Annotated in this window: 23 protein-coding genes and 1 tRNA gene; 12 read left to right on the top strand and 12 right to left on the bottom strand. The window is 63.0% G+C overall.

Going from position 1 to position 24,465, the window contains the following annotated elements:
- Positions 1–201 precede the first annotated feature (201 nt).
- On the bottom strand, positions 202–1,524 hold the full coding sequence (locus tag EOC94_RS06415; protein WP_127289254.1) for a DUF3422 family protein: 1,323 nt from the start codon (positions 1,522–1,524) through the stop codon (positions 202–204).
- A gap of 196 nt (positions 1,525–1,720) precedes the next feature.
- Between EOC94_RS06415 and EOC94_RS06410 the strand changes: the two genes are divergently transcribed.
- Genes EOC94_RS06410 through EOC94_RS06400 form a run of 3 tightly spaced genes read left to right on the top strand, consistent with a single transcriptional unit; the run spans position 1,721 to position 4,525 of the window.
- A complete protein-coding gene (locus EOC94_RS06410; protein WP_127289252.1) occupies positions 1,721–2,524 on the top strand; it encodes an FCD domain-containing protein in 804 nt (267 codons plus the stop codon).
- A gap of 55 nt (positions 2,525–2,579) precedes the next feature.
- Positions 2,580–3,716, top strand: coding sequence for an alpha-hydroxy acid oxidase (locus tag EOC94_RS06405; RefSeq protein WP_095483569.1), 1,137 nt, complete (start codon positions 2,580–2,582; stop codon positions 3,714–3,716).
- Positions 3,717–3,751: 35 nt separating this feature from the next.
- A complete protein-coding gene (locus EOC94_RS06400) occupies positions 3,752–4,525 on the top strand; it encodes a metallophosphoesterase (RefSeq protein ID WP_127289793.1) in 774 nt (257 codons plus the stop codon).
- Positions 4,526–4,626: 101 nt separating this feature from the next.
- Here EOC94_RS06400 and EOC94_RS35050 read toward each other — a convergent pair whose 3' ends face one another.
- Both EOC94_RS35050 and EOC94_RS06390 read right to left on the bottom strand, forming a co-directional pair.
- Entirely contained in the window at positions 4,627–4,758 is a 132-nt protein-coding gene (locus EOC94_RS35050) for a hypothetical protein (RefSeq protein WP_281032964.1), read from the bottom strand.
- Between the two features lie 269 nt (positions 4,759–5,027).
- Positions 5,028–5,726 (bottom strand): type 1 glutamine amidotransferase, encoded by a 699-nt coding sequence (locus EOC94_RS06390; RefSeq protein ID WP_127289791.1) that lies wholly within the window; start codon positions 5,724–5,726, stop codon positions 5,028–5,030.
- 87 nt (positions 5,727–5,813) lie between these two features.
- On the opposite strand from EOC94_RS06390, the gene EOC94_RS06385 reads away from it, so the two are divergent.
- The 3 genes from EOC94_RS06385 (at position 5,814) to EOC94_RS06375 (ending at position 8,705) form a co-directional block, all read left to right on the top strand.
- Positions 5,814–6,461, top strand: coding sequence for a hypothetical protein (locus EOC94_RS06385; protein ID WP_127289248.1), 648 nt, complete (start codon positions 5,814–5,816; stop codon positions 6,459–6,461).
- 31 nt (positions 6,462–6,492) lie between these two features.
- A complete protein-coding gene (locus tag EOC94_RS06380) occupies positions 6,493–7,227 on the top strand; it encodes a 16S rRNA (uracil(1498)-N(3))-methyltransferase (RefSeq protein WP_126103632.1) in 735 nt (244 codons plus the stop codon).
- Between the two features lie 104 nt (positions 7,228–7,331).
- The gene (locus EOC94_RS06375) at positions 7,332–8,705 is read left to right on the top strand and encodes a glutamate--cysteine ligase (RefSeq protein WP_127289246.1); all 1,374 of its coding nucleotides are present in this window, start codon (positions 7,332–7,334) and stop codon (positions 8,703–8,705) included.
- 23 nt (positions 8,706–8,728) lie between these two features.
- Here EOC94_RS06375 and EOC94_RS06370 read toward each other — a convergent pair whose 3' ends face one another.
- Positions 8,729–9,472 carry a class I SAM-dependent methyltransferase gene (locus EOC94_RS06370; protein ID WP_185928182.1) on the bottom strand — a complete coding sequence of 248 codons (744 nt, stop codon included), beginning with the start codon at positions 9,470–9,472 and terminating at the stop codon, positions 8,729–8,731.
- A 260-nt stretch (positions 9,473–9,732) separates the two neighbouring features.
- On the opposite strand from EOC94_RS06370, the gene EOC94_RS06365 reads away from it, so the two are divergent.
- Complete coding sequence (locus EOC94_RS06365; protein WP_127289242.1) at positions 9,733–10,824, top strand: DUF937 domain-containing protein; 1,092 nt, start codon at positions 9,733–9,735, stop codon at positions 10,822–10,824.
- A gap of 141 nt (positions 10,825–10,965) precedes the next feature.
- Here EOC94_RS06365 and EOC94_RS06360 read toward each other — a convergent pair whose 3' ends face one another.
- On the bottom strand, positions 10,966–11,256 hold the full coding sequence (locus EOC94_RS06360) for a DUF1127 domain-containing protein (protein WP_095483982.1): 291 nt from the start codon (positions 11,254–11,256) through the stop codon (positions 10,966–10,968).
- Between the two features lie 231 nt (positions 11,257–11,487).
- On the opposite strand from EOC94_RS06360, the gene EOC94_RS06355 reads away from it, so the two are divergent.
- From EOC94_RS06355 to EOC94_RS06345, 3 genes are all read left to right on the top strand, one after another.
- Positions 11,488–12,444, top strand: coding sequence for a LysR substrate-binding domain-containing protein (locus EOC94_RS06355; RefSeq protein WP_127289240.1), 957 nt, complete (start codon positions 11,488–11,490; stop codon positions 12,442–12,444).
- 68 nt (positions 12,445–12,512) lie between these two features.
- Complete coding sequence (xseA, locus tag EOC94_RS06350; RefSeq protein ID WP_126103637.1) at positions 12,513–14,078, top strand: exodeoxyribonuclease VII large subunit; 1,566 nt, start codon at positions 12,513–12,515, stop codon at positions 14,076–14,078.
- Positions 14,079–14,136: 58 nt separating this feature from the next.
- Positions 14,137–15,270 (top strand): P1 family peptidase, encoded by a 1,134-nt coding sequence (locus EOC94_RS06345; RefSeq protein WP_127289238.1) that lies wholly within the window; start codon positions 14,137–14,139, stop codon positions 15,268–15,270.
- A gap of 93 nt (positions 15,271–15,363) precedes the next feature.
- Here EOC94_RS06345 and EOC94_RS06340 read toward each other — a convergent pair whose 3' ends face one another.
- The 5 genes from EOC94_RS06340 to EOC94_RS06320 form a co-directional block, all read right to left on the bottom strand.
- The gene (locus EOC94_RS06340; RefSeq protein ID WP_095483559.1) at positions 15,364–15,618 is read right to left on the bottom strand and encodes a DUF768 domain-containing protein; all 255 of its coding nucleotides are present in this window, start codon (positions 15,616–15,618) and stop codon (positions 15,364–15,366) included.
- A gap of 636 nt (positions 15,619–16,254) precedes the next feature.
- Positions 16,255–17,010, bottom strand: a complete 756-nt coding sequence (locus EOC94_RS06335) for an ATP-binding cassette domain-containing protein (protein WP_127289236.1) — start codon at positions 17,008–17,010, stop codon at positions 16,255–16,257.
- Positions 17,003–18,064: a ribose ABC transporter gene (locus tag EOC94_RS06330; RefSeq protein WP_095483557.1), complete on the bottom strand. Its 1,062-nt coding sequence runs from the start codon at positions 18,062–18,064 to the stop codon at positions 17,003–17,005. Before EOC94_RS06330 ends, EOC94_RS06335 begins: the two co-directional genes overlap by 8 nt.
- 101 nt (positions 18,065–18,165) lie before the next feature.
- Entirely contained in the window at positions 18,166–19,146 is a 981-nt protein-coding gene (locus EOC94_RS06325) for an ABC transporter substrate-binding protein (protein ID WP_127289234.1), read from the bottom strand.
- Between the two features lie 468 nt (positions 19,147–19,614).
- Complete coding sequence (locus tag EOC94_RS06320) at positions 19,615–20,520, bottom strand: sugar-binding domain-containing protein (RefSeq protein WP_095483555.1); 906 nt, start codon at positions 20,518–20,520, stop codon at positions 19,615–19,617.
- A gap of 277 nt (positions 20,521–20,797) precedes the next feature.
- Here EOC94_RS06320 and EOC94_RS06315 point away from each other — a divergent pair, with 277 nt between their 5' ends.
- Both EOC94_RS06315 and EOC94_RS06310 read left to right on the top strand, forming a co-directional pair.
- On the top strand, positions 20,798–21,703 hold the full coding sequence (locus EOC94_RS06315; RefSeq protein ID WP_127289232.1) for a tagatose-bisphosphate aldolase: 906 nt from the start codon (positions 20,798–20,800) through the stop codon (positions 21,701–21,703).
- 150 nt (positions 21,704–21,853) lie between these two features.
- Positions 21,854–23,323 carry an ROK family protein gene (locus EOC94_RS06310; RefSeq protein WP_127289230.1) on the top strand — a complete coding sequence of 490 codons (1,470 nt, stop codon included), beginning with the start codon at positions 21,854–21,856 and terminating at the stop codon, positions 23,321–23,323.
- 47 nt (positions 23,324–23,370) lie between these two features.
- Here the strand turns inward: EOC94_RS06310 and EOC94_RS06305 are convergent.
- Positions 23,371–23,447 (bottom strand) — tRNA-His (locus tag EOC94_RS06305).
- Between the two features lie 444 nt (positions 23,448–23,891).
- Complete coding sequence (locus EOC94_RS06300) at positions 23,892–24,350, bottom strand: phasin (protein ID WP_095483553.1); 459 nt, start codon at positions 24,348–24,350, stop codon at positions 23,892–23,894.
- Positions 24,351–24,465 lie beyond the last annotated feature (115 nt).

The raw sequence follows: 24,465 nt of genomic DNA, 5'->3' as shown, positions 1-24,465 counted from the left end.
CGGGACCGGCTTCTGCGGCGGCAATCTGCCGCTGGCTTTCTCCCCCCTTGAGGGGGAGATGGCCGCGAAGCGGTCAGAGGGGGTCCAGGCGCGTAAAGTGCCAACGTCATTTCTTGTCGGTAGAGCGTTGGCGCTCCATGCGAGACGACCCCCTCTGTCGCCTTCGGCGACATCTCCCCCTCAAGGGGGGAGATTGCCTGCCTACTCGCCTGGATGCTTCGCCGGTTCTGAGTGCATGCGGCGGACACGGCGCACGCCCCACCAGACGAGCAAGATGGCAAGCGGCACCGAGGCGGCAGTGACGACCTCCGGCGCAAAGACATGGCCGAAGATCGAAACGCCCTTGGCGACGTAGCCGATGAGGCCGACGACATAATAGGAGACAGCAGCGACCGAGAGACCTTCCACCGTCTGCTGCAGGCGCAATTGCAGACGGGCGCGGTTGTTCATCGACGCCAGCAGACCGCGGTTCTGCTTCTCGACCTCGACGTCGACCCAGGTGCGCAGCAGCGTGGTGGCGCGGGTGAGCTTCGTCGACAGATTGGCCTGACGCTCCTCGACCGAACGGCAGGTGCGCATGGCGGGGGCGACGCGACGCTGCAGGAACCCGCCCCAGGTGTCGTAACCGGGCACCGCCTCCTCCTCCAGCGCCTCCAGGCGCTCGCGGACGATGCCGTCATAGGCGCGGCTGGCGCCGAAGCGGTAGAGGCTGGAGGCGGCGTCGGCCTCCAGCTCGGCGGCCAGCTCGGTCAGGTCGGCAAGCAGCGTCTGGCTGTCGCGGGTCTCGGCGACCTTCATTTCCAGCGTGGTCTGAGCCAGCCTGTCTTCGATGCGGCGGGCGCGACCGGACAAGGTCAGCGCCAGCGGCAGGCCAAGCATGGCCAGCGTGCGGTAGGTTTCGATATCGATCAGCCGTTGCGCCAGCGCGCCGGTGCGTGCCGGCGTCAGGCCGCGGTCGAGCACCAGCATGCGGGTCATGCCGTCGCCGTCCTGGCGGAAATCGGTGACGATAGCGGCGTTGCCGCGCTCGACCAGCGAATAGCACAGGCTGGTCGGGTCGAAGCCGGCGATCAGCTTTTCGCTCGCCTGCGTCCATTTGCGTATTTCGAGCCTGATGCCGGATATCACCGTTCCCGGCGGCGAAAACCCGTTGCCGAAAGGCGAATCTTCCTGGCGCTGGCCGCTCGCGGCCAGCGGCCCTTCCCACAGATAGGTCGAGAATTCCGTGTGCCGTTCCCAGCGCAGCGAGCCCTTGCCCCACTTCATCGCGTGGTGGCGGGCGTGGGGGTCGGGCGCGGCGATGCCGAGGCGTCGCGACAGTTCGGAAAGCACCGCCTGGTCGACGCCGGATCCGGCTTCGGTCATGAAGGAAAGCTGCACCAGCACGCGCGGTTTCTCGACCAGCGGATGCGGACGGGCGTGAACCTCGCCAAGCGCGCCAGGCCGTCCCTCATGCGCCGGAAAGCCCATGACGCTGCCCTTGACGCGGGGCTGAAATTCGAGCTTGGACGGGTCATCTGCCACGGCTAGTCCCCCGGGCTTGCGCAATCGTCGTCCCTCTAGAGCCAATTGCCAAGGGACGCAAACAACAAGTTAGCCGAACGCGATATGCGGCGACAGCAGCGAAACCGACTCGGTCGGGAAAATTGGATAAATAATTTGACCAGTTGGCGACGCTGGCTTTATCTTGCGACACCGCTTCAATCCCCAGGCATCCCCGTTGAGCGAAATTTTCTCCAGGATCGAGCATTCCCGCACCGCCGACGAGGTGGTGCAGCAGATCGAGAGCCTGATCCTCGAAGGCGTTCTGCGCACCGGCGACAGGCTGCCGGGCGAACGCGAGCTGGCACGCCAGTTCGAGGTGTCGCGGCCGATCCTGCGCGACGCGCTGAAGGCGCTGGAAGGACGCGGTTTGCTGACGACGCGGCCCGGCGGCGGCACACATGTCGCCGACGTCATCGGCCAATTGTTCACCAAGCCGGTGACGGACCTGATCTCCATGCACCGCAAGGCGGCGACCGACTATCTGGAATACCGTCGCGAGATCGAGGCGGTGGCGGCCGAGTATGCGGCGCGGCGCGCCACAGCCGACGACCTGGCGCTGCTCGACCGCATCATGGCGCGCATGGACGAGGCGCACCGGACCGGCAACTTCGACGACGAGGCGGAAATCGACGTCGAGTTCCACCACGCGATCTGCGAATGCGCGCACAACATCATCCTCCTGCACACGCTGCGCTCGTGCTACCGGCTGCTGTCGGAGGGCGTGTTCCAGAACCGGCTCTTGGTGTTCAACGTGCCGGGCGCGCGCGAGGCGCTGCTTTCGCAGCACCGGGCGATCTACGCAGCGGTGAAGGCCGGCGATCCGGCGGCCGCACGGCAGGCGGCGATGGACCACATCACCCATGTCGAACGCGCCATGGCCGAGGCGGAGCGCAGCGGCGACTGGCAGCGCGTGTCGCGGCTGAGGCTCATGCAGCGCTCCGAAGCCGGCGACGGCGAGCCGGCAAGGAAACGCACGTGAGCGCCGGGCAGACAAAATCAACAACGACGAATTAGCGAGAACCAGCGGGAAGCCCATGAGCATGATCCTCACCATCGCCGATCTCAAGGACCTGGCGCGCCGCCGCGTGCCGAAGATGTTCTTCGACTATGCCGATTCAGGTGGATGGACCGAAAGCACCTACCGGGCCAACGAGGAGGATTTCCAAAAGATCAAATTCCGCCAGCGCGTGCTGGTCGACATGAGCAACCGCTCGCTGGAATCGACCATGATCGGCGAGAAGGTGGCGATGCCGGTGGCGCTGGCGCCGACCGGCATGACCGGCATGCAGCACCCCGACGGCGAGATGCTGGCGGCGCAGGCGGCCGAGGAATTCGGAGTGCCGTTCACGCTGTCGACGATGAGCATCTGCTCGATCGAGGATGTCGCATCCGTGACCAAGAAGCCGTTCTGGTTCCAGCTCTATGTGCTGCGCGACAAGGATTTCGTCCTCGATCTCATCGACAGGGCGAAGGCTGCGAAATGCTCGGCACTGGTGCTGACGCTCGACCTGCAGATCCTCGGCCAGCGCCACAAGGATATCCGCAACGGGCTTTCGGCGCCGCCGCGCTTCACGCCGAAACACATCTGGCAGATGGCGACCAGGCCGGGCTGGTGCATTGGCATGGCGGGCACCAAGCGCCGGACCTTCCGCAACATCGTCGGCCACGCCAAGGGCGTCGGCGACCTCACCTCGCTGTCGTCATGGACGACGGAGCAGTTCGACCCGCATCTGTCGTGGAAGGACGTTGCCTGGATCAAGGAACGCTGGGGCGGCAAGCTGATCCTGAAGGGCATCCTCGACAAGGAAGACGCGCTGATGGCAGCCAAGACGGGCGCCGACGCGATCATCGTCTCCAATCATGGCGGACGCCAGCTCGACGGTGCGTCGTCATCGATCGGAGTGCTCGAAGAGATCGCCGACGCGGTCGGCGACACGATCGAGGTCCACATGGATGGCGGCATCCGCTCGGGCCAGGATGTGCTGAAAGCGCTGTGCCTCGGCGCCAAGGGCACCTATATCGGCCGGCCTTTCCTTTACGGCCTGGGCGCGCTCGGCAAGGATGGGGTTACAAAAGCCTTGGAAATTATCCGCAAGGAGATGGACATAACGCTGGCGCTGTGCGGAAAGCGTCTGGTAACCGACATGGGCAAGGATCAGCTTCGGCGTTAGACTCCCGTGACGGCATGATCACGGAGATGGAAGCATTGACCGCCCCCGGCATCCACTTTCTCGACGCGCGCGGACCGGAAGGCATGCGCCTTTATGCGGTCGGCGACGTGCATGGCCGGCTCGATCTGCTGGTCGCCATGTACCGCCGGATTGCGGCCGAGATCATCCAGGCGCGACCAGCCGACTGGCGTGTCATCTATCTCGGCGACTATGTCGACCGCGGCCCGGACTCCAAGGGGGTCCTTGATTTCCTGATCGAAGCGCGAAAACGCGACCCGCGCCACCTGATGCTCGCCGGCAACCACGACATCGGCTTCCTCGACTTCCTCGATGCCCCCGATGCGGACGGGCTTTTCATGCGCTATGGCGGCATCCAGACCGCGCAATCCTACGGGGTGGCGATCAATGAAGGCGGCGGCGCGTGGTTTGGCAGGTCCGAGGCGGCACTGCGGCAAGGCCATGCAGCACTTGTCGAGGCTGTGCCGAAAAGCCATGTCGACTTCTTGCAGTCGCTGCCGTTTTCACTGACGTTCGGCGACTTCTTCTTCTGCCATGCCGGCATCCGGCCAGGCATTGCGCTGGAAAGTCAGACTACGCAGGACCTGATCTGGATCCGCGATATCTTCCACAACCATCCAGGCCTCCATCCGAAGATCGTGGTGCATGGCCACACACCGGTGCCGGAGGCCGAGGTGATGATCAACCGCGTCAATATCGACACGCTCGCCTACCAGACGGGAAACCTCACCGCGCTCGTCGTGGACGGCGCGGACAAGCGTATCCTGGTGGTGTCAGGTGAAAGGGCTTAAAGGCGGGTCGCGCTTCAAGTCCTTGCTTGTTGATGTCGTTATCCCAAAACCGCTGAGCATCCTCGGATCAACTCCAAAGGCAGGCTTCTGGGTAACAAGCGCTAGCGAAGCGCGGCGGTGACGCCGTAGCCGTCGACGGCGTTGTGGTTGGCGGCTGCGTCGCCGGCATAGGTGCCGAGGCCGCACAACACGATGGCCGACAACATGGCAAAGGACAGAAGCGCTGCTTTCACGGACGTCATCTCTTGTTGAGCTTTCTGCATCTGTGCACGAGGCGGGTTACCAATGGGTTGAAACGGAAAGTACGATTTCGCGCTTCTAGGGATGTTCTGTATCGGCGATGTGTCGCGCGAGTGACACAAAGGGTTCATCGCGGTTGCACGGAAGATGCAGAGCGCGTGCCTTCTAGGGTGGCGGGCGGCCACAAGCCAAGGACGAAACAAGCTGTCCACAGCGGATTCTTGCCAGCGTGCCAAATATGCAACGTCGGCCTGACAAGCCGTCAGATCGTCGCCACCCAGGCGCGGGCGATGGCCAGCCCGACGGCATCGGCATCCGGTCCGTTGCGGGCCATTTCGTCGTCGAGCCGGTCACTCCAGTCAGGGTGCCGTTCGGCTATGAGCGGGGCGAAGGACCTGCTCCAGTCGCGGACCATCGGCCGATCCGCCTCGAAATGGAACTGAAAGCCATAGACGGCGCGACCGATGCGAAACGCCTGGTTCTCGGCGACATCGTTGCCGGCGAGCCGCACGGCATTTTCAGGCAGCACAAAGGTGTCGTCGTGCCATTCGAAGATGGGGAATTTTTCGGGCAGCGCGCCGAGCACCGGATCGGCTTTGGCGGCCGGCGTCAGCGAGACCTTGTGCCAGCCGAATTCCGAGGCGCCGCCGATCCGGTTCTCGCCGCCGAAGGCGCGCGCGACCAGTTGGCTGCCAAGGCATATACCGAGAACGGCGCGATCCTTGTCGGCGAAATCGCGCGTCAGGTCGAGCAAGCCCGGAAAATACGGGCAAATCTCGTCGTCCAACGCATTCTGGGCGCCGCCGAGCACGACCATGGCGTCGTGCGCATCGCTGTCCTGCGGCAGCGTCTCGCCACAATAGGGCCGGCGCAGATCGATGTCGGCACCCGCCTCGACAAGAGCTGCGCCGATCTGGCCAAGGCCCTCATTGTCGAAATTCTGGACCACCAGCACCCGCATTGAAAAACCTGCTGACATGAAAATGATGCGACGAGCGATACCATGCCGTCATCATTGCAGCCAAGATGCGTATTCGGGGAGAAAGCTATGCCACTGCAGAACCGCGTAGACCCGTTCGGCGTCCTCCATGCCGTGCCGGAGCGCGGCCTGTTCATGGGCAACCGCGGCATCATCCATGACCCCGAAACGAAGACACTGCTGAAAAAGCGCTGGGCGCTGCATGCCTGGATCATCTGCGTCTGCGAATTCCGCGATGTGCGGCGCGAGCCGATGGGCCGCAACAGGCCAGGGGGAAAACCCGGCTGGACCGAATTGTTCTTCCTGGACGAGGTGACCGCGCTCTCTGCCGGGCATCGGCCCTGCTTCTTCTGCCGGCGTGCGCGGGCGAGGGATTTCGTCCAGCGCTTCGGCGTAGCCTTCGCCATTGCTGAGCCACGCGCACCGCAGGTCGACAAGCGGCTGCATAAGGAGCGGCTCGCCGCAGGTGGGCGGGCACCCGTCGTAGCCGCAGAAGAACTTGCCGGGTTGCCGGACGGCGCCATGGTCGCGAACGGCGGCAGCGCCTATGCGATACGGGGCGGCGAGGTATTGCGCTGGTCGTTCGCCGGCTATGGCGAACCGGTGGGGTTCGGCGGTTTTGCAGGCCGTCCAATTCGCCTGCTCACGCCGGCAACCACCGTTTCGGTGCTGAGGCAAGGCTACGAACCGGTCTGGCATCCCTCGGCCGAGACTTGACGCCAAGAGCCGGCTCGCCCATTCCTCGGCGATGCGCGCCAATTACAAGATGCAGCGGCTGTTCGTGCCGGACGACCTCGGACCGGATATCGAGTTCGAGGCGAGCCCGCAGCAGGGCCACTACCTGATGCATGTGCTGCGGCTCGGCGAGGGCGCCGAAATCCTGTTGTTCAACGGCCGTGACGGCGAATGGTCGGCGGCAATCGCCGCCAGATCCAAGAAGGCGGTACGCCTGAAGGTGCTTACCTTGCAGCGGCCGCAGCCGCCGCTGCCCGATCTCGTCTATTGCTTTGCGCCATTGAAACAGGGACGGGTCGATTATCTGGTGCAGAAGGCGGTCGAGATGGGCGCCGGCGTCCTGCAGCCGGTCATCACCCAGCACACGCAAGTGGCAAAGCCCGGCATCGAGCGCCTGCGCGCCAATGTCGTCGAGGCTGCCGAACAATGCGGCATCCTGGCGGTGCCGGACGTGCGCGAAGCGGAAAAGTTCGAACGCCTGCTGACCGGCTGGGACAAGGAGCGGCGGTTGATCTTCTGCGACGAGGACGCCTCGACCAACAATCCTCTGCCCGCGCTGCAAGCGGTGCGGGAGAAGAAATTCGGGCTGCTGGTCGGGCCTGAAGGCGGGTTTTCCGACGAGGAACGACGGATGCTGAGGGCGCTGCCTTTCGTAACCGCCATCCCGCTCGGTCCGCGCATCTTGCGCGCCGATACGGCTGCGGTGGCGGCACTGGCGGTGATACAGGCGACGGTCGGGGATTGGTGATCAATCCCAGTTACCCTGTGGCTCAGGATTTTTCGCTTGATCGTCTACTGACATTTCGTCCATCTAGCGCCGGCGGTCGTCCGGCCGCCTACAGAGGACTTGTAATGGCGCGCGACACAACCGATTTCCGGCCCATCGAAGGCGTCGACGAGCTTGTCGAGCATCTGGCCGAAGGCAACAAACCGCGCGACAAATGGCGCATCGGCACCGAACACGAGAAATTCCCGTTCTATGTCGACGGCAATGCGCCGGTGCCCTATGGCGGCGAGCGCGGCATCCGCGCCATTCTCGAAGGCATGCAGGAGAAACTCGGCTGGGATCCGATCATGGATGCCGGTCGCATCATTGGCCTGGTCGAGCCGACCGGCCAGGGCGCGATCTCGCTGGAGCCCGGCGGCCAGTTCGAGCTGTCCGGCGCGCCGCTGGAGACAATCCACCAGACCTGCCGCGAAGGCAATGCACATCTGGCACAGGTGCGCGAGATCGCCGAGCCGATGGGCATCCGCTTCCTCGGCCTCGGCGGCAGCCCGAAATGGTCGCTGGCCGAGACGCCGAAAATGCCGAAATCGCGCTACGAGATCATGACGCGCTACATGCCCAAGGTCGGCACCAAAGGCCTCGACATGATGTACCGCACCTGCACCATCCAGGTGAATCTCGACTTCGAGAGCGAGGCCGACATGCGCCGCAAGATGCAGGTGTCACTGAAGCTGCAGCCGCTGTCGACGGCGCTGTTCGCCAACTCGCCCTTCACCGAGGGTCGGCCCAACGGATTCCAGAGCTGGCGCGGCGACATCTGGCGCGACACCGACAACCAGCGCTCGGGCCTGCTCGAATTCTGCTTCTCGCCCGACTTCGGCTTCGCCGACTATGTCGGATGGGCGCTCGACGTGCCGATGTACTTCGTCATCCGCGACGGCCACTACCACGACATGACGCACGTCACCTTCCGCCAGTTCATGGCAGGCGCGGCCCGCAACGAGATCCCCGACGGGCTGCCGACGATGGGCGATTGGGCGAACCATCTGTCGACGCTGTTTCCCGACGTGCGATTGAAGCGTTTCCTTGAAATGCGCGGCGCCGATGGCGGACCGTGGCGGCGCATCTGCGCGCTGCCGGCCTTCTGGGTCGGGCTGCTCTATGATGCGGCGGCGCTCGACGCGGCCGAGGCGCTGACCTCGAGCTGGAGCTATGAAGAAGTGCTGGCGATGCGCAACGCCGTGCCGGAGCGGGGCATTTCGGCGCCGTTCCGCAACACGACACTGCGCGAGATCGCCCGCGACGTGCTCGTCATCTCGCGCATGGGGCTGAAGAACCGCGGCCGCAAGAACCGCGATGGCTACGACGAAACTTCGTTCCTCAGCACACTGGACGAAGTCGTCGCACGCGGCACCACCAGCGCCGAAGAGCTGCTCTCCGCCTATCATACGCGCTGGGGCGGCTCGATCGAGCCGGTGTTCATGGAATATGCGTATTAAGGGTTTATGTCGGAGGAGGCGACTTAGCGTTTCCCGAATTTCTTTAAAGCTGCACGGAGACGCCCCGCCAAGGTCAATTCGACGGCCCCGCCAGTCATGATTTCCTGCGGCCGAGATCCGAACAAATCCGAACCGGCCAGGCGGGCTTGCGATGGCGTCTTGCGAATGATGATCTGATAACCTCGCCGCAGCTCCTCGAACTGGCCTTCTATCGACCCAAGGAACGCATCGATGCCAGCCTGCGGCCGATCCGCGGCAGGTCGATCCGGCATCCAGACATAGTCGTCCAGAATCATGATGCCGCCCGTTTCCAGAATCTGCCAGGCCAGCGACGCATCGGCAAAGCTGCTGGCGGCGTGGTGGTCGCCGTCGACATAGACCAGCCCGAATGTCCGGCCTTCACGACGAAGCTTCGGCAGGATTTCGATCGATAGTCCCTTGAGCTTCTCCAGCCTGTTTCCGAAGGGAGCGAGATTCTTGTCGAACCTTGATTCGACGGAACTCATATCCGCTTCATACTCAGAACCGCTCGTCACGTGTTCCTTGCTCCCGGCGAATGTGTCGACACAGCAAATCTTCGACCGTTTGAAAAACGAAAGGAAAAACACAGCCGACAGACCCTCGAACGAGCCTATCTCAAGTATTTCAAGATCTCTGTTCTTGATAGCCTTGAACAAGCGCTGCCATTTCGGGATATGCGTAGATGTCCAGTCATGCGAGAAGGACTTTTCGGCAAAGTAATCATGATGCATGGTCGGCTCGATCAAATACCGGGTTGCCCTCCTTTTCGTTCTCGCATCGTTTCGGAGCCCGGAGCAAGACGCAATGACCACCTGACGCTGATGGCGTGACAGGATCCTCAGATCCGCCATGTCGGAGGGCACCCGTGCACACCGATGTCAGAACTTCATTCAGGATGTTTGAAGTTCCGTAAGGCGATGGAGCACGCACGCTTGCGGTGCCCCCCTTCAACAAACGTGGGAAACGGTCTAGGTTTCTGCAGGCGCGGATTTTCGAGGAGAAACCAATGCCTTCCTTGTTCGACATTCTGACGCAGGCGCAGAACGGCAACGGCATGCAGGCCCTGGCCCAACAGTTCGGGCTTTCGCAGCAGCAAACGCAATCGGCGGTCGAGGCGCTGCTGCCGGCCTTTTCACAGGGGCTGAAGCGCAACACGTCCGACCCTTACGGGCTCGGCTCGTTCATGACGGCAATGGCCAGCGGCCAGCACGCCAAGTATTTCGAGGACGCGAGCCGGGCTTTCTCGCCGCAGGGCGTCGATGAAGGCAATGGCATTCTGGGGCATCTGTTCGGCTCCAAGGACCTGTCCCGCGCCGTTGCCAGCCAGGCTGCGCAGGCGAGCGGCGTCAGCCAGCAGGTTTTGCAGCAGATGCTGCCGGCGGTGGCTTCGATGGTGATGGGCGGCCTGTTCAAGCAGACCACAAATCAGATGCAGGCAGCAGGCGGATTCGGCGGCGGCAGCAATCCGCTCGGCGAGATCATCGAGCAGATGATGCGGCAGGCCGGTGGAGGCGCACAGGCGCCGGCACCACAGCAGCGCCAGGCGCCGCAGCCTGCAAGCCCAGCCGACAATCCGCTTGGCAAAGTGCTGCAGGACATGTTCGGCGGTGGCGCGCAGCAGCCGCAACCCCAACAAACGCAGAACCCCTATGGCGACAATCCGCTCGGCAAGGTGCTGCAAGACATGTTCGGCAGCGGCGCGCAGCAGCCGCAAGGCCAGCCACAGCAGACGCAAAACCCCAGTGGCGACAATCCACTTGGCAAGGTGCTGCAGGATATGTTCGGCGGCGGCATGCAGCAGCCGCAGCAGACCCAGCCGCAGCAGGCACCCAATCCCTATGGCGGCGACAATCCGCTCGGCAAGGTGCTGCAGGATATGTTCGGCGGTGGCGCGCAGCAGTCTCAGCCGCAGCCGCGTCAGGCGCCCCAGCAGCGCCAGGCGCCGCAGCCGCAGGCCAGCCCAAGCGGCAGGCCACAGAATCCGTTCGACGACTTGTTCGGCAAGATGTTCGAGACAGGCGCGCAGCAGCGCGACGATTACCAGAAGGGCATGGAATCGATCTTCGATCAGTTCAAGCGAGGCATGGATCGGCGGTAAACTGACGAGCCGGCCGATGCCTGATCTTCAGGGCCGCCCAAAAGAAAATGCCCGGTCCTTGTGAGAACCGGGCAGTGTGCAGGCGGGCCGGCGGGGAACCGGCAGGGAGTGGGCGCCTGCGAACTCCTACAGCGCGCCCCCTTAGGCCACCTTGCGGGCAAGATCCTCGATCGTGTCCATGCGATCGGTCGCGATGACGCGTAGCCTTTCGGTCGGATCGCGGCCAAACGGCACGTCGATAGCGACATGCAGGTCGGCGCGCGTGAGGCCGATATCGGCGAGTTCGGAGTCCGACATCTCGCCAAGGCGATAAAAGGCGCGGCGGTTTTTCCAGGCGCGGTAGACGTTGGAAATGGCATTGGCCGCGCGCGTCGCAATAGCCGGACGCGACGTGATGCGCGAAGTCTCGGTGGCGAAGTCGAACGTAGCCATATCAGCCTCCTTCATATTTGAACGGACGAAACGGGGCGATCGGCGCTGGCAACAGCGGCCGTTCCGGTCCCGATCCACGTAGAAGATGCACGTCGTCGTCCCAAAAACGGTGACCACTTAGGCGACATGCACTGCCTTGATGTGGACAATGCTGAATCTGCCACCGCTTGATTGATTAATCCAACGAATGTTTCTAATCTTTAGCATCAACACTAATGATGGATTGGACCGATGAAAGCGCCACTCGATCTCGATCAGTTGCAGACCTTCGTCTCAATCGTCGACACCGGCAGCTTTACCCGCGCGGCGGAAGAGGTGCATCGGACGCAGTCGGCGGTGTCCATGCAGATGCGCCGGCTGGAAGAACGGATCGGCAAGCCGCTGTTCGAAAAGGACGGGCGCACCAACAGGCTGACCGAGGATGGCGACAGGCTGCTCTCCTACGCAAGACGGCTGCTGTTCCTCAATCGGGAAACGCTGGCCGCCTTCGACGACCGGCGGCTCGAAGGCACGATCCGCATCGGCACGCCGGACGACTATGCCGATCGCTTCCTGCCCGAGATCATGGCCCGCTTCGCCCGTTCCAATCCACGTGTCGAGCTGACGGTCATCTGCGAGCCAACACCCGGGCTGGTCGACCATATCAAGCGCGGCAATCTCGATCTGGCGCTGGTGACCCACAATGACGCGCACGGCCAGTCGGAAGTGGTGCGGCGCGAACCGCTGCTGTGGGTCACTTCGGCCAACCACGCGACACATGAGCAGGACACATTGCCGATGGCTTTCGGCCGGCCGAACTGCATCTGGCGGCGGGCTGCTGTCGACGTGCTCGACCGGCAGAACCGCGACTACCGCATCCTGTTCACCAGCTTCTCGGCCACCGTCATCACAGCTGCGGTGCTTTCCGGCCTGGCGATCTCGGTGCTGCCGGAATGTGCGCTGCGGCCCGGCATGCGAGTTTTGGGCGACGCCGACGGGTTCGGCGCCCTGCCCGATTGCCGCATCGGCATCATGCGCGGCCAGACGTCGCGGCCGGAGATCGTCGACGCGCTAGCCCGTCACATTTCGGAAAGCCTCGATAATATTTCCGTGCCGCTCGGCGAAGAGACGGGAAGCTTCGACTTCGCCGCACTCGCCTTTTCGAAGATGAAGCGGAACAAGCCGAACCAGATCTTGCCGGGCTGGTGAAGGACCCGGGGGTCGGCGCTGAGCACCTACGGCTTGACGCGGACGCACAACCGCCCCCCAATCGGCCAATGAGCGACGCAGCATCCGAATCACGCACCAACGCCACCGAATACACGGTGAGCGAGATTTCCGGCGCGCTGAAGCGCACGGTCGAGGACGTCTTCGGCAATGTGCGGGTGCGTGGCGAAATATCCGGCTATCGCGGGCCGCATTCCTCCGGTCATGCTTATTTCTGCCTGAAGGACGACCGCGCGCGGCTCGACGCCGTGGTGTGGAAGGGCACGATGGGTCGACTGAAATTCCGCCCCGAAGAGGGCATGGAGGTGATCGCCACCGGCAAGCTCACCACCTATCCCGGAAAGTCCAACTACCAGATCGTCATCGACAATCTGGAGCCGGCTGGCGCCGGGGCGCTGATGGCGCTGCTGGAAGAGCGCAAGCGCCGGCTGCAGGCCGAAGGCCTGTTCGATGCCGGCCGCAAGCGCTTGCTGCCGTTCATGCCGCGCGTCATCGGCGTCGTCACCTCGCCGACAGGCTCCGTCATTCGCGACATCATCCACCGCATCAAGGACCGGTTTCCGCTGCATGTGCTCGTCTGGCCGGTGCGGGTGCAGGGCGAGACGACGGCCAAGGAAGTGACCGCCGCCGTCAACGGCTTCAACGCGCTGGCGCACGATGGCGTCATCCCGCAGCCCGACCTGTTGATCGTGGCGCGCGGCGGCGGCAGCCTCGAGGATCTTTGGGGGTTCAATGACGAGGCGCTGGCTCGTGCCGTCGCCGCCTCGCGTATTCCGGTGATCTCCGCTGTCGGCCATGAAACGGACTGGACGCTGATCGACCTGGCGGCGGATGTGCGGGCGCCGACACCGACGGGTGCCGCCGAGATCGCCGTGCCCGTGCGCGCCGACCTCGAAGTGACGCTTGCCGGCCTTGGTGCGCGGCTCAAGACCGCGGTATCGCGCAATTTCGAACGCAAGCGCCAGGCGGTCCGTGCCGCCGCCCGTGCACTGCCTTCGCCCGACCAGTTGCTGGCGCTGCCGCGCCGGCGCTTCGACGAGGCGACGAGCCGGCTTGGCCGGGCGCTGTCCGTCAGCGTCCAACGCAAGCGAGCTAGGCTTCAGGCACAGCGGCTGACGCCGGCCACTCTGTCGCGACGCATGAACGAGGCCCGTACATTGGCCGGCCGCGATCTCGCCCGCGCGCAAGCGGCGTTCTTCGCCATCGTGCGCGAGCGGCGAACGCGGTTTTCGCGCGCCGCCGCACGGCTGTCGCCCGCGCCGATCGCAAGGCGGCAGAAATTGCAGGTAGATATCTTGGCGGCACTGTCGCGGCGACAGGACCGGATGATTTCGGTGCGGCTCGAACGCTTGCGCGGGAAACTGACCCAGGCCGACCGGCTGCTGGCGACGCTGTCGCATAAGGCGGTGCTGGCGCGGGGCTTTGCCTTGGTGAAAGACGCCGACGGTGCGGTGATCAAGCAAGCGGCGGAAGTGACGTCGGGCATGGCACTTTCGCTGGAGTTCGCCGACGGAACCGCCGATGCGGTTGCGACCAGCGGTGCCGCACGGCCGAAAACAATTGCAAAGCCGGCCGCCAAAGCCAAGGAGCCTGGCAATCAAGGCTCTCTGTTTTGAGTGGCCATTATTTCCGAGCGCCCATGAATTCTGAGCGCGCATGACTTTCTGAATGGCAATGACCGACAATCATCACCAGACGACGCCTTCCGGCAAGCCGCGCGCGAGAGCCTTCGGCATAAGTTTTGACGGCACGCCCGGACCGTTCAACGCCATCACCGATGTGCCTGGCGTTGCAGTCGGTTATTCGACGCTGATTTCGGGCGATGGTGCGCTGGTGGTCGGCAAGGGACCGGTGCGCACCGGCGTGACCGCTATCCTGCCCAGACCGCACGCAGATCTCGCCACGCCGGTCTTTGCCGGGATCTTCAGCCAGAACGGCAATGGCGAATTGACCGGCTCGCACATCATCGAGGAGACGGGTGCCTTCAATTTCCCGATCACCATCACCAACACGCACTCCTGCGGCGTTTCACGCGACGCGACGCTGCACTGGATGCAGCGCGTGCTGCCGGCCGCGCTCGACAGCGCCTGGGGCCTGCCGGTGGCGGCGGAAACCTACGACGGCTTCCTGAACGACATCAACGGCCACCATCTCAGGTTCGAGCATGTTGCTGCGGCGCTCGATGGCGCGACCAGCGGATCGATCGAGGAAGGCAGCGTCGGCGGCGGCACCGGCATGATCGCCTTCGGTTTCAAGGCCGGCTCCGGCACGGCATCGCGCATCGTCGAATGGCAAGACCAGCGCTACACGGTCGGTGCGTTCGTGCAGGCGAATTTCGGCAAGCGGAGCAATTTTACCATTCGCGGCCTGCGCGCCGGGCCCGATCTCGTGGAACCGGCGATCCGCGAAAGCACGCCGCGCGCCGAGAAGGGTTCTATCATCGGGGTCGTCGCCACCGATGCGCCGTTCCTGCCGCATCAAGTGAAGCGGCTGGCCCGCCGGGTGCCGCTCGGCGTCGCCATGACCGGCGGCTTCGGCTATCATAGCTCGGGCGATATTTTCCTGGGCTTTTCGACCGCCAACCGCGAGGCGGCATTGGCGCCGTCAGGCCGCATCGCCAGCGCGGATTTTGTCCCGGATAGCGAGATCGATCCGTTCTTCGACGCCGTGATCCAAGGCGTGGAGGAAGCGATCCTCAATGCGCTGGTCGCCAATGACGACATGACCGGGCGCGACGGCAATTTCGTGCCGGCGCTGCCGAAGGCATGGCTCGAGGGCAGATTCGATGCAAGTCGTCAGGGGACGTAAGACTGCCTGGCGCGTCACACGCGCCGCACCGCTCTTGCATATGGTTGAGCCGGGTCAATAATGCTTTCCCCGGCCTTTCGCCGGGTCGGCAGATCACCCGGCAGGCTTGTCCGAATTCTTTTCGTCCTGGTCGGCCTCAGCCGCCTCTTCCAGCTTCGACGCTATAAGCTCCTTGATATCGCCGACCTCTTCCTGGATATCCTCCAGCGGTATGCCGGCCTCAGCCGCCTTGGCGGCACATTCCCTGGCGAGGGTCTCGGCTTGCTTCTCGATCCTGTCCGGCGAGGCGTGGCAGTGGACCTTTTCGCCGATCCATTCCTGCAAGAACTCGATCGCGTGTTCACTCATACTGCTGTTCCCTGGCGGCTGCGCCGGTTGGTAATCATAAACGCTGGTATCCCCGGAAAGATGCACGCTCCCATTCCAACCGAGTCGTCGTCACCCGGCAAGCCGATCTTGCCCAAGCTCCACAGAGCTGAAGGAAATCGAAGGTTCAAGGAGCACATTCTAATTCTTGAGGAGATTCTATTTTCTTGGGAGATTGGCACCGTTGGCTGGGATCAAGTCCCGGATCGCGCCATTGTTTCTACTTGCTTTTTTCCGGTATTCCAGTCAATTTGTATGACAATAGGTGTCACAATACGTAGCACGTTTGCGGCGCCGTTCGCTGCGCAACCCTAGGATACGCGGCCAAAGCCGCCGCTATATAGTGACATCCTCAGGCAATGTCGACTCTGCTCGCCATCCTGCTTATTTCCACTGCGCCGAGCGTATCTGGATGGCATTTTGTCATCGTTGGGAGCGAGCATATTTCGCCGGAAATCGACCGGGCGCATTGAGATGCTGAGCGGCTAGGCGCGGTAGCTGTGCCAGCGATCCTGTCGCGGTCGCTTCTCGCCGGAGAATTGCCGGCTTGGCCGGCTCGCCACCCGGAAAGCTGATTTGCTCGGGAAGTGCATTGTTTCAGCAGTCGAAAAGTTCGGCCTATCCGCCAACCATGAGCTTGACGACTTCGTCATGGTTGGTTTCCGAGATCTTGCGCTCGCCGGCCTGAACGCCCCGGCGCAGCACGACGATGCGGTCGGAAACGGCGAAAATGTCCTGCAGATTGTGCGAGATGAAGATCACGCCTCGGCCTTGCGCCTTGAGCTGGTGGATGAGCGAGATGACCTTGCGCTGTTCGGGAACGCCGAGGGCCGCAGTCGGTTCGTCCATGATCAGGATCTGCGCGTCCCAATAGACGGCCCGGCCGATGGCAACGGCCTGCCGCTGACCGCCGGAGAAATTGCTGACCGGGGCGTCGAGCCGACTGACATGGAAATCCAGCCGGCCCATGGTCTGCTTGGCGGCAACCGCCATGGCCTTGCGATCGAGCACCGGCAGGAAGCCGAAGGCCTTGCGCATGGGTTCACGGCCGAGAAAGATATTGGCGCCGATGGACAAATTGTCGGCGAGAGCGAGATCCTGATAGATGGTTTCGATGCCTTTTTCGCGCGCCTCATGCGGCGTCGCAAACGTCACCGGTTGACCCCTCAGCAGAATTTCACCGCCCGTCGGCTGAAAGACGCCCGATATCGCCTTGATCAGCGTCGTCTTGCCGGCGCCGTTGTCGCCCGCCAGGGCCACCACTTCGCCCGGCCGCACGACCATGGAGAAATCGTTGAGCGCGCGGACGGCGCCGAAGTGCTTGGAAAGGTTCCGGACTTCCAAGAGGGGGGTGGTTTGGGCTGGGCTATTCATCCTGACGGGCTCCACTGAACCGGCGCTGCGCCTGGTCGATGAGAACGGAAATGATGATGACGAAGCCGACGGCGATGAATTGCCAGAACGGCTCGACATTGACGAAAACCAGTCCGTATTGGATGACCGCGATCACCAGCGCTCCGGCGACCGTCCCGAAGATGGTGCCGGATCCGCCGAACAGGCTGGCGCCACCGATCACGACAGCTGCGACGCTGTCGAGCAGCAACGGCTCGCCGGCCTGTGCCGCGCCCGCAGTGAAGCGCGCTGCATAGAGCGCGCCACCGAGGCCTGCGCACATCGCCGAAAGCACATAAAGACGCAAGGTATGGCCCCTGATGTCGATGCCGGCACGACGCGCTGCCTGCACATTGGCGCCGATAGCGTAGTTGTGCTGACCGAATCGGGTCTGGCTCAGGATGTAGTGCATCACGACAACGAAAACGGCGGCGATGATGACGAGATAAGGCACGCCGTAGAACCTGCCGTTGCCGAGCAGCGCGAACCAGGAATTCTGGACCGGCACCGTCGTGCCGCCGGCCAACAGGAAAGCAACGCCGCGCGCCACGCCGAACATGCCGAGCGTGCCGATAAAAGGCGGAACTCTCAGGCGCGAGATCAGCAAGCCGTTGATGACACCAGGCAAGCCTGCGACAATCACGGCCGCCAGAATACCCGCCAGCATTGCCAGTGGCAGCGGGATTACGGCTCCCGCCATGTTCGTAGCGTGGGCCGCAACGACGGCCGCAAGGCCCATGATGAAGCCCAGCGAGAGGTCGATGCCTCCCGAAATGATGACGAATGTCTGTCCGGTCGCAAGCAGCAGCGGCGCCACGGCAAATATCGCGATGGACTGCACGTTAAACGGATTGAGCACGAAGGTCGCGCCGAAGGAGAGCCTCGACCAAACCTCGAAACAGATGATCAGGCCGGCGAGAAACAGCCAGGCGCGCCCTTCAGCGATGCGTCCGAGCCAGGTCCTGGCCGGATCACCATGGTCGGCCTGAGGGGCGACATGCGTTTCGCTTTGCTCGATTGGTGATGTTGAGGTCATTGATATATCCGATCCGCGGCGCGGCCTCCGTCAACGGGGTCCCAGAGACCCGGCGCAGATCTCCTCTCGGCAAGCCGGGAGGAGATCAAGCTGGTTTGGACTCATTCGGAATAGAGGTACTTTGAGATGTTCGGATCGGCGATGTTCGACTTGTCCATGATCGTGAAGCCGGTGCCGATCGCAACCGGGATCGACTGGCCTGTCAGGTGGGCATAGGCCGAAACGACACCAAAATAGCCGATCTCAGCCGGATGCTGGGCAATCGCCACGTCCACCAAGCCGGTGTTGATGTTGTCGACGATGCTGGTCGGCGCGTCGAACGCCACGACCTTGATGGTGCCGGTCTGCCCAGCTTGCTGGACGCCATTCGCCGCGCCGAGCGCCGAGAACAGGTTTGCACCGAACACGCCAACGAGATCGGAGTTGCGCGCGAACACAGCCTGCAGCTGCGAGGCGGCCTTGTTGGCGTCGTTGTCGTTGAACTGGGTTTCGAGGACGGTGATGCCGGGATGATTGGCCGCCATCTCCATCTTGAAGCCCTCTTCACGCTGATCGGTGGTCGAAATGCCAGGCTTGACGTTCGAAACGTAGACCTTGCCCTTGTCGCCTATGGCCTTGGCCAATGCCCGGGCGGCGATCTCGCCGCCGAGAATGTTGTCCGAGGCGATATAGGACAGCGGGAAATCCGCCTCGCCGGCACCGGTCTGATAGACGCCGCTGCCGATGAAGGTGTCGACGGTGATCACCGGGATGCCAGCATCATTGGCCTTGCGAAGCGGCTCGACCAATTGAACCTTGTCGGTCGGCGCAATCAGGATAGCGTCCGGCTTCTTGGCGATGACCGCGTCAAGCACGGGGACTTGCGTCACCGGATTGAAATCCGGGGCGCCCTGGAAAACCAGGGTCACGCCAAGGGCATCGGCCGCCGCCTGGGCTCCCTTGCGCATGGTAATGTAAAAGCCGTCGGTGGTAAGGCCGGGGACGAGAGCAACGGTGAACTTCTTGTCCTGCGCCAAAGCGGGCGTGATCAGCGCCGTTGCGCAGATGGCGAGAGCCGCAAGGGCGGCAACAATCTTCTTCATAACATCCTCCTCATAATGTTGGCAGATTTGCCGTTGCGATTGACATTGACATGGCCGTCAATCCGTTCCGGCTAAGTGAAATGCTGGCGGCGAGAAACGGGTTTCGCCTGCTTGCTGTTATGGGCAGCTTCCTCCCGAGCGCCCCCCAGTCGTTAGATCAGCCAGTCGAAACCCGACCAGCCTGATGCGCGCAGTCCCGTTCCTAGCCTCCGCAAGGTCGAGGGAATAGCGCCGCTCGGCGCACATGCGTGCCTAGCCGCAAAGTTGTAACACTTTGCTGAAAGAAATTGCAACCTGGTATTTCCTGGCTGGAAACGCTTTCAAACCGGACGACATTTGTCTGCTCCGCAGAGCCCCTTACGCAGACTATTGCCCCAACGCTTTGACGGCACAACTGATGATTTCGCGGCGGCGGACTCGCGAGCCGCGTTTGGTGCCGATCACGTGTGCCGATCGGCGCGCCCGCCTCTATTGAGGCAAGAGAGCCTCGAGAATGGCCTGGGCCGTCTTGGTATCCGTTACCAGAGCATTGATAAGCCGGGCGCGGACGGCACCGATGATGGCCGTCGCCTTCTCCGGCGAGGCGGCAACACCGATCACCAGGGGGACGGCTCGAAGCTGGGCCGGCGACATAGCGATCATCCGGCTCTCCCCTTCCCACGGGATAAGGGAACCTTCGGCGTCGAAATAATGCCTGATAACGTCTCCAGCCGCGTGGAACAGGGCTTGCTCGCTCAGCGTGGCCGCGCTCGCCTCGGGCGGATTGATGGCATGGGGCAGGCCGATGCCGACGATCGCAACGTCGGTCCTGTCCCAAAGCGCGACGCTGTCGCGGATGGCCGCATCGCCGAGGAAGACCTCACGCAACTCGGTGGACGGCAGATAGGGCGCATGGATGAAATGCGGCGTCCCGCCGAACTCTTCGGCGGCAAGCCGCACAAACTCGTTGATCTGAAAATGCGGCGCCTGCTGCTGCATGCCGCCGGTGGCAGCGACGGTAAGAACGCCGGGAATGCGCGGCAGGCCTGCCCGGATCACCTCGCGAATGGCTCGCCCCCAGCCGATGGCGACCACCGACCCGGCCGTCAGTTCCGCTTGCTTGAGCAAGGCGCCGAGCGGTGCTGCGAGCGCCGTCAGCGCGCCGGCTGCCGGCGTTTCGATGACTGCCGCGTCACGAAGTCCCAGCCCTTCGACCAGTTGCGTGGTGATGCCTTCGGGAGTTGCAAGATCGAGAACCTCGATCCGCACGATGCCCTCTGCCCTCGCCCGCTGCAGGAGACGCGATATGGTCGCGGTGGAGACACCAAGCCGCCGCGCGATATCGACCTGCGACATCTCCGCTTCGTAGTGCAGTTTGGCGACCGTATGCAGCATCGTCCGCGATGCGGCGGCTGCATCTTGTGCGGGAGGGACTGGCAGCTTGCAATTCCTTTCAGCAATGTGTTACAGACCCATCGACGGATGGGAGTTATCGCGCAAATTCGGCTGACTCGCAATGTGGGCCCGTTTCCACGGGCCAAGGCCAAATTTCTCGGTCGATAGCGCATCAAAGCGGCAAAAACTCGCTGCCGAGAGGCAGTTAAAAACTGAACCTTTCTTGTTCCACGGATCTGCGCCCTGGTGAATGGGCGCCAACATCGGACAGAAGATCATGACAAAGATGACGACCGCAGAGTTGCGCGGCTACCAGCAGATATGCGGCAAGGATGGGGCCATGATGGCCATCGCCTGTGACCAGCGCGGCGGCATGCGTACCTTGCTTGCGTCGGACCCTGCAGAACAGGCCAAGATCACCAACGACATGCTGGGCGACACCAAGTCGGACATCACGCGATACCTCGCCAGCCAGGCATCCTGCGTGCTGCTCGACCCGCTCTGCGCGGTGCCGCGGGTTGTCGATGAAGGGGTGCTGAACCGAGATACGGCTCTGCTCATCGGCCTCGACGCCTCAGGCTTCGACGTCTCGCCCGCCGGCTACCGCCTGTCGCGCCTCGTTCCCGGCATCGACGCGCGCCGCGTCCGCGAGCTCGGCGGCACCGGCGGCAAGATCATGGTCTATCTCAGGGCAGACAGGCCTGAGGCGAATGAGCACAATGTCGCCATCCTGCGCCAGTGCATCGCCGACTTCGCGCAAGAGGACCTCCTGCTTGTCGTCGAGTTCCTGACCTATCAGGTCGAAGGGGAACGCCTTGAAGACTATACGGCCAAGATCCCCTGGCTAGTCGAAGAGGGCACCCGGATTTCACTGGAATGCGGAGCAAAGGTGCTCAAGCTTCCTTATCCCGGAACGCCGGAAGCCTGCGCAAGGATCACCAGCATGGCCGGCCAAGTGCCATGGGCGGTCCTCTCCGCCGGCGTCAACCACGCAACGTTCCTGGGCCAGGTCGAGATCGCGATGAAGAACGGCGCGTCAGGCGTCATCGCCGGCCGGTCGCTGTGGAAGGACTGCATCTCGCTTGACCGTGACATTCAGCGGGAAAGGCTTAAGACCGTCGCAGTGGCGAGATTGCGCGAGCTTCAGGCGGTGATCGGAAACTACAGGCAGAAAGCAGCCTAGCCATTCGGCGTTCACACCAGGCACGCACGGGACGTCATGCCTCAGACCATGATCCCGAAAAGTGGGGACCGGTTTTCGGAAAAGATCATGGTCAAACAGCAAGATAGAGCCCCATTTCGATTTAGTCGAAATGGAACAGGCTCTAGTTCGATGGCCATCGGAATCGATATCGGCGGCACCAATCTGCGCGCCGCCCGTATTTCCGGCACAGGCGAAATCCTCGATCGTATTTCCGAGAAGAGCGCGCCGGACCCGGAGCTTGTGCTCTCCCGGATCGCCGAAATGGTGCGCCGGCTCGATTCTCCCGAAGTTGCCGCCATCGGCATCGGCGTCCCCGGACGCGTCGATGCGCGGCTTGGCGCAGTCTTGTCCGGAGGCTACGTCAACCTCGCCTCGATCCCCCTGGCGCAACGACTGGAAAGCCTGGCAGGCAAGCCCGTCTTGATCGACAATGACTGCAACATGGCACTGGTCGCGGAAATGGCTCTCGGCGCCGCCAGAGGCCATGAAAGCATCATCATGTTCACGATCGGGACCGGCATTGGTGGTGCCGTAGCTCTAGATCGGCAGATCGTCCGCGGCAAGGGGACGGCTGGGCAGCTCGGCCATATCACTGTCGACATATCAGGCGAAGCGTGCGTCTGCGGCCGGCGCGGCTGCGTTGAAACCACCAGCTCAGGCACCGCACTTGGCCGTTACATCGCGCGGGCAGGCCTCGGTCCGGATGTTTCGGTCGATCAGCTTTTTGCCCGGGATGCCGGCGGCGACACGCTGGCGCGCGGCATACTCGAAGCCTGGTCCAGGCCGCTGCGTGCGGCAATCGATTCGGCCGTGGCCATGTTCGCCCCCGATCTGGTCCTGCTCGGCGGCGGACTTGGCCTGGCGGCCCACAGGGCACTTGCCAACGCCCCGGCTTTGGCTCCCTGGTACCAATGCCCGGTGGAACCGGCGCAACTCGGCGACGACGCCGGCGTCATCGGCGCCGGTCTGCAAGCGCTCGCCGCCGAGGCGACGGTCACGCAGGCGTCGCCGGTGTCCCTGCCGTCCGCTCGGCTCGATCCCGGCCGGCGTGCCGTGCCCACCAGGCGCGCCGTGCTGGTCAACGGCATCCCTGCCAGCGGCAAAAGCATGGTCTCGCGCGGTATCGCCGACCGGATGGGATGGCCGTTGCTCACGCTTGATACGGTCAAGAACCCGTTCCTCGAAGCGCTCGGCGGCGGCGACCGTGAATTCAACCGCACGCTCGGCCGCGCCAGTTACGAGGCGATCTGGTCGATCGTCGGTGAAGCTCCGGCGGGCACCACAGTTATCGTCGATGCCTGGTTCGGTTTCCAGCCGCGCCAGGTGCTCGAGGATCACCTGCGCAGGGCTGGCGTCGAGCAGACCGCCGAAATCTGGTGTCACGCGCCCGGCGAGGTTCTGGCCGAGCGCTATCGCGCACGGCTCGACCAGCGCCCCGCCGGCCATCCCGGCGCGGCCTACATCCCCGAACTGATCGAACTGGCCAAGCGTGCCGCGCCGCTGCGGCGCGGACCGCTGCTTGACGTCGACACGACCAAACCGATCGCTTTCGATGCCATCACGCAGTGGCTAAAGGCGACGATTGCGGCTGACACATAGGCAGCGCAGCCGCCCTAACAAATTCAGTGATTTAACCGACAAGCCGATGGTACCGTTGGCTGGGATCGAACCAGCGACCTCCGGATCCACAATCCGGCGCTCTAACCATCTGAGCTACAACGGCACGTTTGCCCGAGCGGGATCGAGATGGACCGTTCATTCTCCGGGACCCGCTCTGTCGTTCGGCGATGCGTCCATACGGGCTATCGGAGTTTAATTCAAGGCTTTTGGCCGCGCATGACCCCGAAAATCAGATCGATTTTCGGAAAAGATCACGCGCAAAATCCAAAGTTCTACGCCGTCCTGTGCGCCTCCAAGAGGACGCGCGGTAGGCAAAGATCGCTCCGGCAACGGCGTCGCCTTTTCGCCGGGCAAAGAAAAAGGCCGGCGGGAGGAGGTGCCGGCCTTTTCCTGTTACGAGCCAGCGGGAGGAGGTGCTGGCTGGTCACCCCGGAGAGCAGAGGGAGGAGGTTCCACCCACCGGGTATTTCGCTTGACCACTATATTTCACATAATCCTATTCGAAGAAATGCGACCTTTTGTTGCATCTTCGAAATATGCGCAAATATTAGGCGGCCTTAATTTCCTTCATCGCCTTCTCGAAGGCGGTCTTTATCGGCTTGGAGACGTCTTCGGCCGCCTTGGAGGTGACGGTCTGGAAATCCTTTGCCTGCTCGACGGCCATCTCGACGCGCTTGCGCAGGAATGCGGTCTGCAGCTCGACGACTTCCGACAGCGACTTGGCGCCGATCAGGGCTTCGAAATGCGAAAAGCCGGCTTCGGTATTGGCGCGCAGAGCAGCGATGGTCTTGAGCGACAGGTCGTTGGAAACGGTCTTGGCGGTCTCAAAGGTCGACTCCAGAGCCTTCTGGGTCTCTTCCGCACCGGTCTTCAGCTTGGCATAGGCCTCTTTCGACTGCTCGACGCCCTTTTCGGCGAAAGCGCGGATCTGGTCGGTGGCCTTGGAAGCATCGAAGCTCGGGAATTCAACGTTTTCGATCGTTTCAGCAGTCTTGGTCCTGGACATTTTCCATCCTTTGCAGTGGCAGCGGCTTTGACAGAAAGCCGTCTCGTTCATGTATGATGGCAATATAAAGGCAATTTTTGTGCATTGCAATATCATTGTTGCAGTGCACCATAAA

Source organism: Mesorhizobium sp. M6A.T.Ce.TU.016.01.1.1 (genome assembly GCF_003997065.1).
GTDB lineage: Bacteria > Pseudomonadota > Alphaproteobacteria > Rhizobiales > Rhizobiaceae > Mesorhizobium > Mesorhizobium mediterraneum.
Note: the sequence above shows the minus strand (reverse complement) of the source record. Positions and strands in the feature narration are given on the sequence as shown.

Bases quoted from the DNA above. Each gene is read 5' to 3' on its own strand.
- EOC94_RS06405 (WP_095483569.1), top strand. From the start codon at position 2,580: ATGAGCATGATCCTCACCATCGCCGATCTCAAGGACCTGGCGCGCCGC.
- EOC94_RS06390 (WP_127289791.1), bottom strand. From the start codon at position 5,726: ATGCGGGTGCTGGTGGTCCAGAATTTCGACAATGAGGGCCTTGGCCAG.
- EOC94_RS06385 (WP_127289248.1), top strand. From the start codon at position 5,814: ATGCCACTGCAGAACCGCGTAGACCCGTTCGGCGTCCTCCATGCCGTG.
- EOC94_RS06380 (WP_126103632.1), top strand. From the start codon at position 6,493: ATGCGCGCCAATTACAAGATGCAGCGGCTGTTCGTGCCGGACGACCTC.
- EOC94_RS06375 (WP_127289246.1), top strand. From the start codon at position 7,332: ATGGCGCGCGACACAACCGATTTCCGGCCCATCGAAGGCGTCGACGAG.
- EOC94_RS06365 (WP_127289242.1), top strand. From the start codon at position 9,733: ATGCCTTCCTTGTTCGACATTCTGACGCAGGCGCAGAACGGCAACGGC.
- EOC94_RS06360 (WP_095483982.1), bottom strand. From the start codon at position 11,256: ATGGCTACGTTCGACTTCGCCACCGAGACTTCGCGCATCACGTCGCGT.
- EOC94_RS06355 (WP_127289240.1), top strand. From the start codon at position 11,488: ATGAAAGCGCCACTCGATCTCGATCAGTTGCAGACCTTCGTCTCAATC.
- xseA (WP_126103637.1), top strand. From the start codon at position 12,513: ATGAGCGACGCAGCATCCGAATCACGCACCAACGCCACCGAATACACG.
- EOC94_RS06345 (WP_127289238.1), top strand. From the start codon at position 14,137: ATGACCGACAATCATCACCAGACGACGCCTTCCGGCAAGCCGCGCGCG.
- EOC94_RS06340 (WP_095483559.1), bottom strand. From the start codon at position 15,618: ATGAGTGAACACGCGATCGAGTTCTTGCAGGAATGGATCGGCGAAAAG.
- EOC94_RS06335 (WP_127289236.1), bottom strand. From the start codon at position 17,010: ATGAATAGCCCAGCCCAAACCACCCCCCTCTTGGAAGTCCGGAACCTT.
- EOC94_RS06330 (WP_095483557.1), bottom strand. From the start codon at position 18,064: ATGACCTCAACATCACCAATCGAGCAAAGCGAAACGCATGTCGCCCCT.
- EOC94_RS06325 (WP_127289234.1), bottom strand. From the start codon at position 19,146: ATGAAGAAGATTGTTGCCGCCCTTGCGGCTCTCGCCATCTGCGCAACG.
- EOC94_RS06320 (WP_095483555.1), bottom strand. From the start codon at position 20,520: ATGCTGCATACGGTCGCCAAACTGCACTACGAAGCGGAGATGTCGCAG.
- EOC94_RS06315 (WP_127289232.1), top strand. From the start codon at position 20,798: ATGACAAAGATGACGACCGCAGAGTTGCGCGGCTACCAGCAGATATGC.
- EOC94_RS06310 (WP_127289230.1), top strand. From the start codon at position 21,854: ATGGCCATCGGAATCGATATCGGCGGCACCAATCTGCGCGCCGCCCGT.
- EOC94_RS06300 (WP_095483553.1), bottom strand. From the start codon at position 24,350: ATGTCCAGGACCAAGACTGCTGAAACGATCGAAAACGTTGAATTCCCG.